We start from the raw sequence: 16,241 nt of genomic DNA on the forward strand, positions 1-16,241 counted from the left end.
GATCAGCCGGTGTGCGCGGCATTGCGCTGCGCCGCCAGCCTGACCTCACGCCAGCGCACTACCCGCGGCCACAGCCGCGGCAAGACCAGCACCAGCACCACCAGCGCCAGCAGGCCGGCCGACATCGGCCGCTGCAGGAACACGCTCCAGCGGCCCTCGCCGATGGACAGGGCATTGCGCATCTGCGCCTCGGCAATCGGGCCCAGAATCATGCCCACCACCACCGGTGCGGTCGGGAAGTCAAAGCGGCGCATCACCACGCCCAGCAGGCCGATGGCCAGCATGACGACCAGGTCGAAGGCACTCTGGCGCATGCCGTAGACCCCCACGGTCGCGAAGATCAGGATACCCGCGTAGAGCTGCGGCTTGGGGATCTTGAGCAGCTTGACCCATAAGCCCACCAAAGGCAGGTTCAGCACCAGCAGCATCACATTGCCGATGTAGAGCGAGGCGATCAGGGCCCAGACCAGGGTGGACGAGGTCTGGAACAGCTGCGGCCCGGCCTGAATGCCGTAGTTCTGCAGGGCCGAGAGCATGATGGCCGCGGTCACCGAGGTCGGGATGCCCAGGGTCAGCAGCGGCACCAGCGTGGCGGTCACCGCAGCATTGTTGGCGGCCTCGGGGCCGGCCACGCCTTCGATGGCGCCGACGGTGCCGAACTCCTCGGGGTGCTTGCTCAGCTTGCGCTCAGCCGCATAACTTAGAAAGGTCGGGATCTCCGAGCCGCCGGCCGGGATGGTGCCGAAGGGAAACCCGATCACCGTGCCGCGCAGCCAGGCCGGCCAGGAGCGGCGCCACTCGCTGCCGGTCATGTGCACGCTGCTCATCTTGTTGATCTCTTGGGTGCTGCGGCCCTCGTAGAGCGCGTTGTACAAGGTCTCGCCGACCGCAAACAAGCCCACCGCCACCAGCACGGTCTCGATGCCGTCCATGAACTCGGGCACACCGCCGGTGTAGCGCACCTGACCGGTGATCTGGTCCAGGCCGACCAGGCCCATGGCCAGGCCGATGAACAAGGCCGTCATGCCGCGCAGCGTGCTCTTGCCCAGAACCGCGCTGACGGTGGTGAAGGCCAGCAGCATCAGGCAGAAGTATTCCGGCGGGCCGAGGGTCACGGCGAACTCGGCCATGACCGGCGCGAACAGCGTCACCAGCACGGTGGCGATCGTGCCGGCCACAAAGGAGCCGATGGCCGAGGTGGCCAGGGCCGCACCGGCGCGGCCGCTCTTGGCCATCTTGAAGCCCTCCAATGCCGTCACCATGGTGCCGGTCTCACCGGGCGTGTTGAGCAGGATGGAGGTGGTGGAGCCGCCATACATGGCCCCGTAGTAAATGCCGGCGAAGAAGATCATCGAGGCCGTGGGCTCGACCTGGGCCGTGATGGGCAGCAACATGGCCACCGTCACCGCCGGGCCGAGACCCGGCAGCACGCCGATGGCCGTACCGATCACACAACCCAGAAAGGCCCAAAGCAGGTTGACCGGCGTGCCGGCCGTCATGAAGCCGCCGAGCAGCTGATTCCAGAGTTCCATGGCGTTGTCGTCCTCAGAGCCAGCCGCTGGCCGTCAGGCCGGGCAGCTGGATGGCCAGCAGTTTGGTGAAGAGCCAGAAGACCGGCGCGGCAATCAGCACACCGCTGACGCCGTCAATCACGGTCTGGCGCAGATCGCCGCCGGGGCGGCCTTCCGACATGCGCAGGCCACGCACCGCCAGGGTGAAGCACAGGGCGCAGGCCAGAATAAAGCCGACCACGGTGATCAGGCCGGCATTGGCGAGCACACCGGCCACCACCCAGGCCACCGCCTTCCAGTCGCCCTGGGCCGCGCCCGAAGGCGTCTCCATGGCGCGGTAACCGCCGCTGCGCGCCTCCCAGATCAGCCAGGCGCCGCAGATCATCAGCACCACCGAGACCAGCCAGGGCAAGGCATTGGGGCCGACACCGGCGTAGCCGGCATCGGAAGGAATGAAGGTGGCGCCGTACGCCATCAGCGCACCGATCAGCAGCGCGCCACCGCCGACCAGGCTCTGGTGCAGCACGGAGGAAGAAGAAGTCTCGGTCGCCATAGGACCCTCGCTAACAGATGAACTCAGCGCCATCCCGCCTAGCTCCCGCCCGGCCGGATGCGCGTGCCACGCCTTGCCGGCGCGTGATCGCTCAGATCATTCCGGACTTGACCATCACGGCCCGCAGCATGGCGAACTCCTGGTCCACGAAGTCGGCAAAGGCCTTGCCGGTCAGCAGTGCCGGGGTCCAGCCGTTCTTTTCCAGTGCCTCGATCCAGCTCTTGTTGCGGAACACCAGGGTCATCATGTCGGTCAGCGCTTTTTGCTGTTCCATGCTGATGCCCGGGGGCGCGTAGACGCCGCGCCAGTTGCCGATCTCGACATTGATGCCCAGCTCGCGCAGCGTCGGCACGTTCAGGCCCTTGAGCCGGGTCGGCGCGGTCACGGCGATGGGGCGCATCTTGCCGCTCTCGATGTACTGGGCGAATTCGCTGTAACCGCTGCCACCGACGGTGACATTGCCACCCAGGATGGCCGCCGTGGCCTCGCCACCGCCGCGGAAAGGCACGTAGTTGATCTTGGCCGCGTCCACACCGACATCGCGGGCGATCATGGCCGCTGCCACATGCTCGGTCGAGCCGCGCGAGCCGCCGCCCCATTTCACACTGCCGGGGTCCTTCTTCATCTGCTCGACCACGTCCTTCATGGTCTTGAGCGGCGAGTTGGCCGGCAGCACAAAGACGTTGTACTCGCTGGTCAGGCGCGCGATCGGGGTGGCCTGGCTGAGGTTGACCGGCGGCTTGCCGGTGATGATGCCGCCCAGCATGACCGCGCCCATCACCATCAGCGCATTGCCATCGCCCTTGCTGGCGTTGACGAACTGGGCCAGGCCGATGGCACCGGCCGCTCCGCCCTTGTTCTCGTACTGCACCGAGGCCGCCATGCCCGCGTCCTGCAAGGCCTTGCCCAGGGCACGACCGGTGGTGTCCCAGCCGCCACCGGGGTTGGCGGGGATCATCATCTTGATGTTGGCGCTGGCGCTGGCCAGCTCCGGCAGGGCGCCGGCGGCAGCCAGGGCGGCCAGGGATTTCAGAAAGGTGTCGCGACGCATGGTGCTTGTCTCCTGTGCTTTTGCTGTCTTGTGGATCGTCTCGGCGCCGTGGCGGCCGTGGGCTGCCGCGGCCTGAGCCCGATCAGAACGAGTGATAGATGCCCAATTCCGTGCCGGTCGAGCTCTGCCCTGCCAGCACGGCCGAGCCGCCAGGGATCAGGAACTTGCCGGTCGCGCTGTTCTGCACCCGCGAGGTGGTGGCGTAGATCGAGCTGCGCTTGGACAGGTTGTGGACATACCCCAGGGCCAGCAGCTTGCCACTGTAGTCGCTGCCGTTGGCGCTGTCGCGGTTCTTGGAGCGCACATGGCTGAAACGCAGCACATGGGCACCCTGGGTGTAGGTGCCGCCCAGCACCCAGTTGGTCTGCTCGCGCGAGGCCTGCTTGCTGACGTGGTACAGACCCAGCAGCTTGAAGGCATCGACCGTGTAGCTGCCGCCCAGATTGCCCACCTTGAACTTGGTGCCGGCCGCGGTGTTGGTGGTCTCCGACCAGGCGCCGGCCACATCGAGTGCCCCTTCCGCATAGCCCAGGCGGCCGCCCACGTATTTGCCGGTCGAGCCCTCGCCCGCGGCCATCATGGCCTGGCCGTAGATGCCGCCCAGATTCGAGGGCAGGAAGTAGCCGACCGAGTTGTCCGAGCGGATCACCGTCTTGGCCGTGGACGAGGCGCCGTCGAAGCCATAGACCAGATTGCTGGCCGCGCCGACACCGTTGGTGCCAAAGGCATTGAAGCGGCTGATGTTCCAGAAGGTGGGCACATAGTCGCGGCCCAGGCGCACCTCACCGGCCGCCTTGTCGCTGACGCTGACGGTCGCGCGGCGGCGCCAGTCACCGCCCGAACCCACATCGGGGCCCACCGCGCCTTCGAGGTGGAAGCTGGCGCTCAATCCATTGCCCAGATCCTCGGTGCCGCGAAAGCCGATGCGGCTGGTCTGCATGCCGTCGATGCTGACCAGGGACAGGCTCTTGCCGCCGTTGGACAGGCGCTGCACGCCCACGTCCATCACGCCGAAAATCGTCACCGAGCTCTGCGCAGCGGCCAGGCCGGCGCTGCTGCACAGCAGGGCAACAGCCAGGCCGCGGCCCAGGACTTGAGATCCACGCTTCGTCTTCATAGGTCTTGTCTCCGTCATTTTTGGGTTTGGTTTGGACGCAGGCGGGGCGGCTCGCCCAGCGTGCACCGCCATGGTGCTGAGCCAGGCTGTCAAATGCCTGTCCAAAGCCCTGGGGCAAAACCCGAGGCGGCCGGGGCCCGGCTGCGCGGGGGCGCTCTGCTATCGTTGCCCGCATGAAACTCTTGGTGATCGAGGACAACCTGGCGATGCAAACCACGCTGCAGCGCTCCTTCGAGCGCCGCGGTTTTCGCGTCAGCACCTGCGACGATGGCGAGCGCGCCCTCTCGCGCTGGCGCGCCAGCCTGCCCGATGTCGTGCTGCTGGACCTGTCCATGCCCGGCCGCGATGGCCTCGATGTGCTCAGTGAAGCGCGTGCCGAAGGCCTGGACACCCCCGTCATCATCATCACCGCGCGCGGAACCTTGGGTGACCGCATCCTCGGCCTCAACATCGGTGCCGACGACTACTTGCCGAAACCCTTCGATCTGGACGAGCTGGAAGCCCGCGTGCGCGCCCTGGTGCGCCGGCGCGGCCAGCAAGGCGGAGGCAACCACGGCGCGGACGATCGCCCCCTGGCGCCCGAGTTCTGCGGCCTGCGCGCCGACCCCGACAGCGGTGCCGTCTACCTGCGCGGCCAGCCTCTGGACCTGGCGCCGCGCGAGGCCGCCCTGCTGCGCGCCCTGCTGGCCAAGCCCGGCCAGGCGGTGGCCAAGGAGCGCTTGTTCGATCTGGTGTTTGCCGGTGCCAGCGAGGCGCTGCCCGATGCCATCGAGGTGGTGGCCTATCGCCTGCGCAAGAAGCTGGCCGCCAGCGGCAGCAGCGCCCGCCTGGCCACCTTGCGCGGCCTGGGTTATCTGCTGCAGGCCGAAGCGGGCGATGCCTGAGTCTTCAAGCGTTTCCAGCGAAGCGAGCTCACGCTGGAGCCGGCTGTCCATGCGCAGCCGCCTGCTACTGGGCATCTTGCTGCCGGTGGGCCTGCTGGTGGCGATCAACACGGTCAGTCTCTACCGCGAGGCTCTGAACGCAGTCGACACGGCCTACGACCGCACCCTGCTGGCCTCGGCCAAGGCCATCGGTGAGCTGCTCAGCGTCGAAGGCACGCCGCAGGGTCCACGCCTGCGCGCCAGCGTGCCCTATTCGGCGCTGGAGGCCTTCGAGTCGGGCAACAGCACACGGCTGTATTTCAAGGTCAGCGGCTTCCAGGGCGAGATGCTGGCGGGCTATGAAGACCTGCCGGCCTGGAAGGGCCCCCTGCCCCAACGCAGCAAGTACGCCGCCCTGGTGGATTTTTACGATGGCTTCTACCGCGGCGAGCCGGTGCGCATGGCCGTGCTGCTGCAGCCGGTGGCCGGCCAGGCCGGCATTGGCCAGGCCACCATCCAGGTGGCCGAAACCCTGGACCTGCGCCACGCCCTGGCCCGCCAGGTGCTGCTGGACACGCTCTGGCGCCAGGCCACCATGCTGGCGGTGATTGCCGGTGTGGTCTGGCTGGTGGTGCAGCGCTCAACGCGGCCGGTGCGCGCGCTCAGCGAGCTGATCCAGTCGCGCGAGGCCGATGACCTGCGCCCGCTGCCCAGCGCTCCGAGCGGCCTGCCGGCCGAGCTGCAGCCGCTGATCGCGGCCACCAACGAGGCCCTGACCCGCCAGGCCCGGCTGTTGGAGCACCAGAAGCGCTTTGTGCGCGATGCCTCGCACCAGCTGCGCACGCCGCTGGCCGTGCTCAAGGTGCAGGTGCAATCGGCCCGGCAAGGCGATGTCGAGCCCATGCAGGCCCTGGCCGAGATTGATACCACCGTGGCCCGCGCCACCCAGGTCGCCAACCAGATGCTGGCCCTGGCCAAGGCCGAGCAGATGCGCCAGCAGGGCGACCAACCCCATGCCGCCATGCCGCGCCAGGACTGGGCCGAGGTGACACGCGCCGTGGCCCTGGACCTGGCGCCGCTGATCGTGCAGCGCGGCCTGGATTTCGACATCAGCACCGAGCCCGCCCCCATCGCCAGCCACGAATGGGCCTTGCGCGAGCTGACCCGCAATCTGCTGCACAACGCCATCCTGCACACGCCCGCTGGCGGGCGGCTGACGATCGAGCTGCGCGGCCTGGACGAGCTGGCACGGCTGACCATTGCCGACAGCGGCCCGGGCCTCTCGCCGGCGCAGCAGGCGCGCCTCTTCCTGCCCTTTGCCAGCGGCGACAACCCCTCCGGCTCAGGCCTGGGCCTGGCCATCTGCCACGCCCTGGTGATGTCACTGAACGGCCGCATCACGCTCAGCAATCGCCTCGGAGCGGAGGGACAGGTGGGCGGGCTGGATGCGGTGGTGGAACTGCCCCGGGCCGGCACCTGAGCGAAAGCCTGAGCGAAAATCGCCGGCATGAAAAACAAGGGCAAGGAAGAACACGACCCCGCTGAGACCGGCGTGCGCCTGGACAAATGGCTCTGGGCCGCGCGTTTCTTCAAGACCCGCTCGCTGGCCGCCGAGGAAATTGGCAAGGGCCGGGTGCAGGTCAATGAGCAGGTGGCCAAGGCCTCACGTGAGCTCAAGCTCGGTGACCTGCTGCATTTCCGCCAGGGCGTGGTGGACCGCGAGGTGCGCGTGCTGGGCCTTAGCCCGCAGCGCGGCCCGGCCAGTCAGGCGCAGGGCATGTATGAAGAGACGCCCGAGAGCATCCGGCGCCGCGAGCTGGCGGCCGAGCGCCGCCGCCTGGCGCCCGAGCCGGCCGCCACCATCACCCAGGGCCGCCCCACCAAGCTGGACCGCCGCCGTCTCAGCGACTGGGACCGCTGGTCGGCCAGCGCTGACTCAGAATGAGAAAATAGCGGGTTAACCCGGCCTATTTCCTTCGAAAAGCCCTCTTGAAATCGAGGGCATGGGGCCCATATGCGCCCCATTGCTTCTTTTTGCATCATGACCACAGACACTCCCACCCCCCAAGAGCCGATCCCCGAGACCTCTGCCGCCGAGACCGGCGCGGACAGCGCTGCGACCAAGCTGGCCGAGGTGGAAGCCCGCCTGGCCGAGATGTCGGACGCCTACCTGCGCGCCAAGGCCGAGGTGGAGAACATCCGCCGCCGCTCGGAAGAAGAAATGTCCAAGGCCCGCAAGTTCGCCGTGGAATCCTTCGCCGAATCCATGCTGCCCGTGATGGACAGCATGGACGCCGCCATCGCCCTGCCCGACGCCAAGGTCGAGACGGTGCTGGAAGGCGTGCACGCCACCCGCCGCCAGCTGGCCTCGGCCCTGGAGCGCAACAAGGTGCTGGAGATCAACCCCAGCGCCGGCACCAAGTTCGACCCGCACCAGCACCAGGCCATCTCGGTCGTGCCGGCCGAGCAAGAGCCCAACACGGTGGTCATGGTCCTGCAAAAGGGCTACTCCATCGCCGAGCGCGTGCTGCGCCCGGCCCTGGTGACCGTCACCGCCCCGAAATAAAGACAAAACTGCACGAAATGCTCGGTCGGCCGGGCTTGAAAGCCCGACCGCCAGCCGCAGCTAAGAACCATCCGGCCGCCGCGCCAGCGCTTCCACCAGCCATCAGCGCGCCGCCTGCAACGCATCAAAATTCTTCAGGAGTAAGACCATGGGAAAGATCATTGGCATTGACTTGGGCACCACGAACTCGTGCGTGGCCGTCATGGAAGGCAACACGACCCGCGTGATCGAGAACGCCGAAGGCGCTCGCACCACCCCGTCCATCATTGCCTACCAAGAAGATGGCGAGATCCTGGTCGGCGCCTCGGCCAAACGCCAGGCCGTGACCAACCCCAAGAACACCCTGTACGCGGTGAAGCGCCTGATCGGCCGCAAATTCACCGAGAAGGAAGTGCAAAAGGACATCGAGCTGATGCCTTACGCCATCGCAGCCGCCGACAACGGCGACGCCTGGGTGGAAGTGCGCGGCAAGAAGCTGGCCCCGCCGCAAATCAGCGCCGAAGTGCTGCGCAAGATGAAGAAGACCGCCGAGGACTACCTCGGTGAAGAAGTGACCGAAGCCGTGATCACGGTGCCGGCCTACTTCAACGACGCCCAGCGCCAAGCCACCAAGGACGCCGGCCGCATCGCCGGCCTCGACGTCAAGCGCATCATCAACGAGCCCACCGCCGCGGCCCTGGCCTTCGGCCTGGACAAGCATGGCAAGGGCGACCGCAAGATCGCGGTGTATGACCTGGGCGGCGGCACCTTTGACGTGTCCATCATCGAAATCGCCGATGTGGACGGCGAAATGCAGTTCGAAGTGCTGTCGACCAACGGCGACACCTTCCTGGGCGGCGAAGACTTTGACCAACGCATCATTGACTACATCGTCACCGAGTTCAAGAAAGAGCAAGGCGTCGACCTGACCAAGGACGTGCTGGCCCTGCAGCGCCTGAAGGAAGCCGCAGAAAAGGCCAAGATCGAGCTGTCCAACAGCTCGCAAACCGACGTCAACCTGCCCTACATCACCGCCGACGCGACCGGCCCCAAGCACCTGAACGTCAAGCTGACCCGCGCCAAGCTGGAGTCGCTGGTGGACGAGCTGATCGAGCGCACCATCGCCCCCTGCCGCACCGCCATCAAGGACGCGGGCGTGGCCGTGGGTGCCATCGACGACGTGATCCTGGTCGGCGGCATGACCCGCATGCCCAAGGTGCAAGAGAAGGTCAAGGAGTTCTTCGGCAAGGAACCGCGCCGTGACGTGAACCCGGACGAAGCCGTGGCCGTGGGGGCTGCGATTCAAGGCCAGGTGCTGGGCGGCGACCGCAAGGACGTGCTGCTGCTGGACGTGACCCCGCTGTCCCTGGGCATCGAAACCCTGGGTGGCGTGATGACCAAGATGATCGCCAAGAACACGACCATCCCGACCAAGTTCAGCCAGACCTTCTCCACCGCCGACGACAACCAGCCGGCCGTGACCATCAAGGTCTACCAAGGCGAGCGCGAGCTGGCCTCGGGCAACAAGAGCCTGGGTGAGTTCAACCTCGAAGGCATCCCGCCGGCACCGCGCGGCACGCCGCAGATCGAAGTGTCCTTCGACATCGACGCCAACGGCATCCTGCACGTCGGCGCCAAGGACAAGGGCACCGGCAAGGAAAACAAGATCACCATCAAGGCCAACTCCGGCCTGTCCGAAGCCGAGATCGAAAAGATGGTCAAGGACGCCGAAGCCAACGCCGGCGAGGACAAGAAGAAGGTCGAGCTGGTGCAGGCCCGCAACCAGGCCGATGGTCTGGTGCACAGCGTGCGCAAGTCGCTGGCCGAGCATGGCGACAAGCTGGAAGCCGGTGAGAAGGAAAAGATCGAGGAAGCCATCAAGGCCGCCGAAGAATCGATCAAGTCCGACGACAAGGCCGACATCGAAGCCAAGACCGAAGCCCTGATGACCGCCAGCCAGAAGCTGGGCGAGAAGATCTACGCCGACGCACAAGGCGCGCAAGCTGCGCAGGCTGCGGCAGCCGGTGCCGCCGGTGGCGAGCAGCCGCAGGCTCAGCAAGCTTCCGCCAAGCCGGCCGACGACAATGTGGTCGACGCCGAGTTCAAGGAAGTCAAGGACTCGAAGTAAGAAAGACCTTGGGCGCGCCGGTCTCCAATGAGAAACCGGCCGTCTTCGCCGCCGCGCCGCAGCCAAGGAGGTTTGATGCCTCCCCCGCTCGACGCGGCGCTGTTGTTTTGAACCGCACGGACCCCGCCCATGGCAAAGCGTGACTATTACGAGATCCTCGGCCTCGCCAAAACGGCAACCGAAGAAGAGATCAAGAAGGCCTACCGCAAGCTGGCCATGAAGTACCACCCCGACCGCAACCAGGGCGAGGGTGCGAAGAAGGCCGAAGAACAGTTCAAGGAGGCCAAAGAGGCCTACGAGATGCTGTCCGACGCGCAAAAGCGCGCGGCCTATGACCAATACGGCCATGCCGGCGTCGACCCGAATATGGGTGGCCGCGGCGGCCCGGGTGCCGAAGGCTTTGGCGGCTTCGCTGAAGCCTTTGGCGACATCTTTGGCGACATCTTCAACGGCGGCGGTGGCCGGCGCGGCGGCGGCCAGCAGGTCTACCGCGGCAGCGACCTGTCCTACGCCATGGAGATCACGCTGGAAGAAGCGGCCCGCGGCAAGGAATCGCAGATCCGCATCCCCAGCTGGGACAACTGCGAGACCTGCAGCGGCACCGGCGCCAAGCCCGGCACCAGCGCCAAGAGCTGCGGCGCCTGCAATGGCTCAGGCACGGTGCACATGCGCCAAGGCTTTTTCTCGGTGCAGCAGACCTGCCCGCACTGCCACGGCACCGGCAAGATCATTCCGGACCCCTGCACCGCCTGCAACGGCCAGGGCAAGGTTAAGAAAAGCAAGACGCTGGAAGTCAAGATCCCGGCCGGCATCAACGAAGGCATGCGCATCCGCTCGGCTGGCAATGGCGAACCCGGTGTCAACGGCGGCCCCTCGGGCGACCTCTACATCGAGATCCGCATCAAGCAACACGAGATCTTCGAGCGCGACGGGGATGACCTGCACTGCACCATGCCGGTGGGCCTGACCACGGCCACCCTGGGCGGCACGATCGAAGTGCCCACCTTGGGCGGCAAGGCCGAAATCGAGCTGCCCGAAGGCACCCAGCATGGCAAGACCTTCCGCCTGCGCGGCAAGGGCATCAAGGGCGTGCGCTCGAGCTACCCCGGCGATCTGTATTGCCACATCAGCGTGGAAACCCCGGTCAAGCTGACCGAGTACCAGCGCAAGCTGATGAAGGAGCTGGACAAGAGCTTCCGCGAAGGCGGCGAGAAGCACTCGCCCAATGCCAAGAGCTGGACCGACCGGGTCAAGGACATCTTCAAGTAAGCCCTCGGGTGGGCCCTCCGGCCCCTCCCCCAGCGCCCGCCATCAGGCCCCACCGGGCCTGATCCGGGCGCTTTTTCTTGCCCGCCTCGGCATGCGCTGGCCGCAGAAATGCCGGGCAAACACCGGGCTGTTGTGGCCTTGGGGGCACTCAAGTCGGCCGGCTGGCGCGCCGATACTCCCGGTGTGAGAAGCCCGATGCCCACCGCCCCACGCCCCGCCCGCCCTGACCGCGGCGGCCGCGCCGCGACCTGCTTGCGCCGGGAGGCCCCATGGCCTTGATGGACCGCGAGATCCAGAACGCCAGCGCGCTGATCATCGACAGCAACTCGACCTCGCGCAGCCTGCTCTCGGCCCAGCTGCGCGATCTGGGCGTGCAGCAGGTGCGCCAGGCCTCGCGCGTCAGCGACGCCCGCGTCATCCTGGAGCACAAGACCTACGACATCGTGCTCTGCGACTACCACTTCGACGGCACCGAGATGTCCGGCCAGGATCTGCTGGACGAGTTGCGCCGCGAGCACCTGCTGCCCTACTCCACCGTCTTCGTCATGGTCACCGGCGAAGCGTCCTATGCCAAGGTGGCCGAGGCCGCCGAGGCGGCGCTCGACGCCTACCTGATCAAGCCCTACACCAGCGCCTCGCTGGCCGACCGCCTGGCCCATGCGCGCCACCGCAAGCGTGTGCTCAAGGACATCTTCGAGGCGATCGAAAAACAGGAATTTGAAGCCGCCGCCGCGCACTGCATGAAGCGCTTCAATGCGCGCGCCGAGTTCTGGCTCTACGCCGCCCGCATCGGAGCCGAGCTCTTGCTGCGCCTGAACCGCCACGAAGAAGCCCACAAGCTCTACGACGCCATCATCGAAGCAAAGACCGTGCCCTGGGCCCGCCTGGGTGTGGCGCGCTCCGAGCTGGCCGCTGGCAATCTGGTGGCGGCGCGGCGCACGCTGGAAACCCTGATCGGCGACATCCCCGACCACGCGGATTCCTACGATGTGATGGGCCGGGTGCAGATGGAACAGGGCGAGTTGGAAGCCGCCCTGGAGACCTACCGCACCGCCGCCAAGCTCACCCCCGGCTGCCTGCTGCGCCAGCAGCGCTGCGGCAGCCTGGCCTTTTACGCCGGCCAGCGCGAAGAGGCCCTGAAGATGATGGAGCGCACCATGGCCCAGGGCCTGCGCTCCAAGCTCTTTGACATGCTGAGCCTGGTGCTGATCGGCTTCATGCGCTTTGACAACAAGGACACCAAGGGCCTGAAGTACGCGCACGACGCCATGGTGCAGGAGCTGGAGCGGCGGCCGCAGTCCAAGCGCCTGCAGCGATTCGAGGCCGTGTTCCGCGGCCTGCGCCATCTGGCCGATCACAAGGTCGGCAATGCCCTGGAGCTGGCCCGCCAGCTCAGCGCTGAGGCGGACGGCGAAGATTTCGACCTCGAAGCCGCCAGCCTGCTGGTGGGCCTGTGGATCCGCCTGTCCAAGCTGGCCATCCAACTGGACGAGATGGGGCCGGTCATGTCCCAGCTGGGCCTGCGCTTTTGCACCTCCAAGGCCAGCTCGGAGCTGCTGGTCTCGGTCAGCGAGGACAACGAGGCAGTGGCCAACGAGTTCCGCAGCTGCCACACCCGCATTTTCGGGGTGGCCGAAACGGCCATGCGCCATTCCATGCGCGGCTCGGCCCGCACCGGCGTGGAGTTGCTGATCCAGCAAGGCGAAAGCACCCGCAACGCCAAACTCATCGACATGGCCAGCCTGGTGCTCAAGCGCCATGCCGAGAAGATCGACGACGCTGAACAACTGGCCGAGCGCATCAGCGAGCTGCAGGCGCGCTACGTCATCCCCATCGCCTCGCTGAACAATCGCAACCGCGCCGCCGGCGGCCTGGCCTTGCGCACCGGCGCCCCGAGCTGAGCGCCCTCAAACGGATCAGAACAGGCTGCCCTGGCTGGAGGGCTCGGTTGCCGACGATGCCGGGCGCTGAGTTGCTGGCCGCTGAAAGCGCGTCAGGTCGAGCGGATAGCGCTCACGCGACAGGCCCAGGCGGGCACAGGCCTTGTGCAGGCGCTGCGACAGCAGCTGGGCCCAGATGCCCTCGCCGCGCATGCGGCTGCCAAAGTTCGGGTCGTTGTCACGGCCGCCACGCATCTCCCGCACCCGGGCCATGATGCGCGCGGCCCGCTCGGGCACATGGCGCTGCAGCCAGTCCTGGAACAGCGGGTTCACCTCCCAGGGCAGGCGCAGCGGGATGCAAAAGGCCGAGCGCGCGCCCAGCGCCGCGGCCGCTTCCAGGATCTGCTCCAGCTCCGGCTCGTTGAGAAAGGGGATCAGGGGCGAGACGCTCACCCCCACGGGCACCCCGGCCTCGGCCAGGGTCTGCAAGCTGCGCAGGCGCCGCTGCGGTGAGGCAGCACGCGGCTCCAGGATGCGGGCCAGGGCCGGGTCCAGGGTGGTGATGGAGATGTAGCAGGACACCAGCTGCTGCTCGGCCATGGGCTGGAGCAGATCCAGATCACGCTCGATGCCCGAAGACTTGGTCACCACCGAGAAGGGGTGGCGATGGGCCTGCAGCACCTCGATCAAGGCCCGCGTGATGCCCAGCTTGCGCTCGATGGGCTGGTAGGCGTCAGTGGCCGTGCCCAGGCAGGTCAGACGCGGCACATAGCGCGGGCTGGCGAAGCTGGCCTGCAGGCGCTCGGCGGCGTTGACCTTGGCAATGATGCGGGTCTCGAAATCCAGCCCGGGCGAGAGGTTGAGATAGCTGTGCGTCGGCCGGGCAAAGCAGTAGACACAGCCATGCTCACAACCCCGGTAGGGATTGATGGACTGGTCAAAGGGAATGTCGGGCGACTGGTTGCCCGAGAGGATGCGCTGGGTGCGCTCTTCGATGATCTGGGTGCTGGGCGGCAAGGCCTCGGGATCGAAGCTCTGGGCCAGCGAGCCCCAGCCATCATCGAACTGCTCGCGCTGTTCGCTCTGGAAACGGTGCGCCAGCGCCCAGGCCGTGCCCCGCCCTTTCAGGGTGTCGGCGGCGATGTAGAGCGGCTGGTCCGTCGGCACCGGCGGCAGCGGGCGCTTGGGGCGGTTTGGTGGGAGGGATGGCATACTGTACGTTTATACAGCATTTCGCACATCCCGTTCGCACAGTTCACCCCCGCCGCTGTCACCCCTCACTCAGGCGCTCAGCACCCCGGCCTCGATCAAGAAACGCGAGGGTGAGGCAGGGTTGTAAGCCAGACTCAGGCGCTGTCGTGCGCGCGTCATGGCCACATACAGCAGGTTGCGGTTTTCGGCGGCGCTGACCTCGCCAACAAACTCGCCGCGCGACAGATGCGGGATCAGCACATGGTCGAACTCCAGACCCTTGGCGGCCTCGATGCTGGACAGGCTGACCCGCGGATCGGCGCGCATGCGCGCCTGGCCGGCTTCCAGCAGATGCAGCAGGCGGAAAGCCTGCTCCAGCCCCTCGCCTTCGGCCACGATCATCTGCACCAGCTGGGCAATGTTGTCGCGCACCTGTTGGATGTCTTCCTTGCGCACCAGCACCGAGGCTGCCAGGCCGCTGGGGTCGAGCGCGCGCACAAAGCCTTCGCCAAAGACCTGCAGATCCTCGGCCTTCAACACCGCCAAGGCCGCGCGCAGACGCGCCAAGGCCCGCGGCGAGGCATTGCGCAAGACCTGACCCTCGATGAACGGCCGCATGCCGTCGATGTGCGAGGCCGCATCGGCAATCGCGCGGCGCTGCGCAGTGACCGCGTCGAGATGGCGCAGCTCCGGGCTTTCGATCAAAGCGCCCGCGAACAGCATCAGCGCGGCCAAGGTCTGCTCGCGCAGAGGGCGGCTGACAAAGCCGCTGAAATCGTCGCGCGCAAAGGCTTGGAGCGCGCGCACCAGCAGCACCTCGGGCCGGCGCAGGAAGGACTCAAAGCCATCGACGCGGTAGTCCACCCCCAGCTTGAGCAGCTCGCGCTCCAGCAGGATGGACTGGGCCGAGCGGCGCAGCAGGATGCGCAGCTCATGACGCTCGGCCTGGCGCAGATGGGCTTGGGCCAGACGTGCCACCTGCTGCGCCATCACCCGCGCCGATTCACAAGGCAGCAGCTCGATCTCGGTGGCGCAATGTGCGGCCGCGGCATAAGCCTTGTTGTGGGCCAGGCGGCCGGCCATCAGCGCCAGCTCGGGGCCGAAGCGGTGGCTGGCCGTCAGCGGCAGGCGCACCGGCCGGCCGATCTCCTGCTCGAAGCTCTGGTGCATGAAAGCAGCCTCGGCGCCGGCCTGCGAGTGAATCACCTGATCGCGGTCACCCACGCCGACGAAAGCAGCGCGGCGGTTGGCCTCCAGCACCGCTTTGAGCACGGTGAACATGGCCCGGTTGGTGTCGTGCATCTCGTCCACCACGATCAAGGCCAGGCCCTGGGCCAGGGGCGAGCCCTCGCGCGGGATCTCATCGCGCAGCAAGGCGCGGGCCAGGTCGTAGCAGGCGTCGCCCTCGCAGCGGAACTCCGGCCGATCCGGGTGGCCGCCGCGGCGGATGAACTCATAGGCCGAGCGCACGCGCAGGCTCAGGTAGTCAAAGCCCAGGTCCTCGGCCAAGGCCGGGCTCATGGCCTCATCCTCATCGAGCTGCTCGATCAGCATGCGGCCCTTGAGCACGGCAAAGGTCTGCAGCAAGCCCTCGGCCAGCGCCGCTGGCGAGCCATCGATGCTGAGCTCCTCGGGGTGTCGCTCACCCGGCAGGGTCTGCGCCCTCTCGACCGCGCGCAGCAGGTAGGGTTTGACCTGCTCCAGGCGCTGCAGCGACAAGGCTCGCCCGCCCTCGATGCGCTCCAGCACCTCAAGACTGAAGGCCTCGAAGCTCTGCACGCGGATCGCCTCGACCAGCTCGGCCGGCAAGCCCACCCAGCGCAGCTGCGCGCGCAAGGCGAGCACGGCCGGAGCGGTGTAGGTCAGGGCCAGGATCATGGCCGGATCGGCGCCCCGCATCAGGGCCTGGGCGATGCGCAATGCCAGGCTGGTGGTCTTGGCGGCGCCGGCATTGGCCTCGATCAGCACATGGCGGGCGCGCGTGGCCTGGATGCGCTGCTGCTCCTCGGTCGGCGCGAAATGCTCGGGCACGAACAGGGCTTCGGGCTGCTCCGTGATCGATGCTTCGGCAGGATTGGCCAAATGGGCGGGTGGCTCGGCGCCCGGCGCCGCACCGGTGTCTGAAGCGCTCAC

The 16,241-nt window shown here is 67.1% G+C and carries 13 protein-coding genes; 7 read left to right on the forward strand and 6 right to left on the reverse strand.

Features of this window, described 5'->3' with window-relative positions; translation table 11 throughout:
- Nucleotides 1-2: 2 nt before the first annotated feature.
- The 4 genes from AC1Q6P_RS01225 to AC1Q6P_RS01240 all read right to left on the reverse strand — a co-directional run bounded on the left by AC1Q6P_RS01225 (nt 3) and on the right by AC1Q6P_RS01240 (nt 4,232).
- The gene (locus AC1Q6P_RS01225; RefSeq protein WP_492664253.1) at nt 3-1,532 is read right to left on the reverse strand and encodes a tripartite tricarboxylate transporter permease; all 1,530 of its coding nucleotides are present in this window, start codon (nt 1,530-1,532) and stop codon (nt 3-5) included.
- Between the two features lie 13 nt (nt 1,533-1,545).
- Nucleotides 1,546-2,064, reverse strand: coding sequence for a tripartite tricarboxylate transporter TctB family protein (locus AC1Q6P_RS01230; protein ID WP_271009924.1), 519 nt, complete (start codon nt 2,062-2,064; stop codon nt 1,546-1,548).
- A 91-nt stretch (nt 2,065-2,155) separates the two neighbouring features.
- Complete coding sequence (locus AC1Q6P_RS01235) at nt 2,156-3,115, reverse strand: Bug family tripartite tricarboxylate transporter substrate binding protein (protein ID WP_492664252.1); 960 nt, start codon at nt 3,113-3,115, stop codon at nt 2,156-2,158.
- 82 nt (nt 3,116-3,197) lie between these two features.
- Nucleotides 3,198-4,232 (reverse strand): porin, encoded by a 1,035-nt coding sequence (locus AC1Q6P_RS01240; protein ID WP_492664251.1) that lies wholly within the window; start codon nt 4,230-4,232, stop codon nt 3,198-3,200.
- A 173-nt stretch (nt 4,233-4,405) separates the two neighbouring features.
- Here AC1Q6P_RS01240 and AC1Q6P_RS01245 point away from each other — a divergent pair, with 173 nt between their 5' ends.
- The 7 genes from AC1Q6P_RS01245 to AC1Q6P_RS01275 all read left to right on the forward strand — a co-directional run bounded on the left by AC1Q6P_RS01245 (nt 4,406) and on the right by AC1Q6P_RS01275 (nt 12,938).
- Nucleotides 4,406-5,116 (forward strand): response regulator transcription factor, encoded by a 711-nt coding sequence (locus AC1Q6P_RS01245; protein WP_492664250.1) that lies wholly within the window; start codon nt 4,406-4,408, stop codon nt 5,114-5,116.
- Nucleotides 5,109-6,575, forward strand: coding sequence for a sensor histidine kinase (locus AC1Q6P_RS01250; protein ID WP_492664249.1), 1,467 nt, complete (start codon nt 5,109-5,111; stop codon nt 6,573-6,575). The genes AC1Q6P_RS01245 and AC1Q6P_RS01250 overlap by 8 nt, the downstream gene beginning before the upstream one ends.
- A gap of 27 nt (nt 6,576-6,602) precedes the next feature.
- Nucleotides 6,603-7,040, forward strand: coding sequence for an RNA-binding S4 domain-containing protein (locus tag AC1Q6P_RS01255; RefSeq protein ID WP_492664248.1), 438 nt, complete (start codon nt 6,603-6,605; stop codon nt 7,038-7,040).
- Between the two features lie 96 nt (nt 7,041-7,136).
- Nucleotides 7,137-7,661, forward strand: a complete 525-nt coding sequence (grpE, locus tag AC1Q6P_RS01260; protein WP_102769540.1) for a nucleotide exchange factor GrpE — start codon at nt 7,137-7,139, stop codon at nt 7,659-7,661.
- Between the two features lie 148 nt (nt 7,662-7,809).
- Entirely contained in the window at nt 7,810-9,768 is a 1,959-nt protein-coding gene (dnaK, locus tag AC1Q6P_RS01265; protein WP_492664247.1) for a molecular chaperone DnaK, read from the forward strand.
- A 129-nt stretch (nt 9,769-9,897) separates the two neighbouring features.
- The gene (dnaJ, locus tag AC1Q6P_RS01270) at nt 9,898-11,037 is read left to right on the forward strand and encodes a molecular chaperone DnaJ (protein ID WP_492664246.1); all 1,140 of its coding nucleotides are present in this window, start codon (nt 9,898-9,900) and stop codon (nt 11,035-11,037) included.
- 269 nt (nt 11,038-11,306) lie between these two features.
- Nucleotides 11,307-12,938 carry a response regulator gene (locus AC1Q6P_RS01275; protein WP_271009928.1) on the forward strand — a complete coding sequence of 544 codons (1,632 nt, stop codon included), beginning with the start codon at nt 11,307-11,309 and terminating at the stop codon, nt 12,936-12,938.
- A gap of 15 nt (nt 12,939-12,953) precedes the next feature.
- Here AC1Q6P_RS01275 and AC1Q6P_RS01280 read toward each other — a convergent pair whose 3' ends face one another.
- Both AC1Q6P_RS01280 and AC1Q6P_RS01285 read right to left on the reverse strand, forming a co-directional pair.
- The gene (locus tag AC1Q6P_RS01280; RefSeq protein ID WP_492664245.1) at nt 12,954-14,129 is read right to left on the reverse strand and encodes a PA0069 family radical SAM protein; all 1,176 of its coding nucleotides are present in this window, start codon (nt 14,127-14,129) and stop codon (nt 12,954-12,956) included.
- A 69-nt stretch (nt 14,130-14,198) separates the two neighbouring features.
- Nucleotides 14,199-16,241, reverse strand: coding sequence for a 3'-5' exonuclease (locus tag AC1Q6P_RS01285; RefSeq protein ID WP_492664244.1), 2,043 nt, complete (start codon nt 16,239-16,241; stop codon nt 14,199-14,201).

The organism is Roseateles sp. GW835-FHT13E02 (assembly GCF_058794035.1).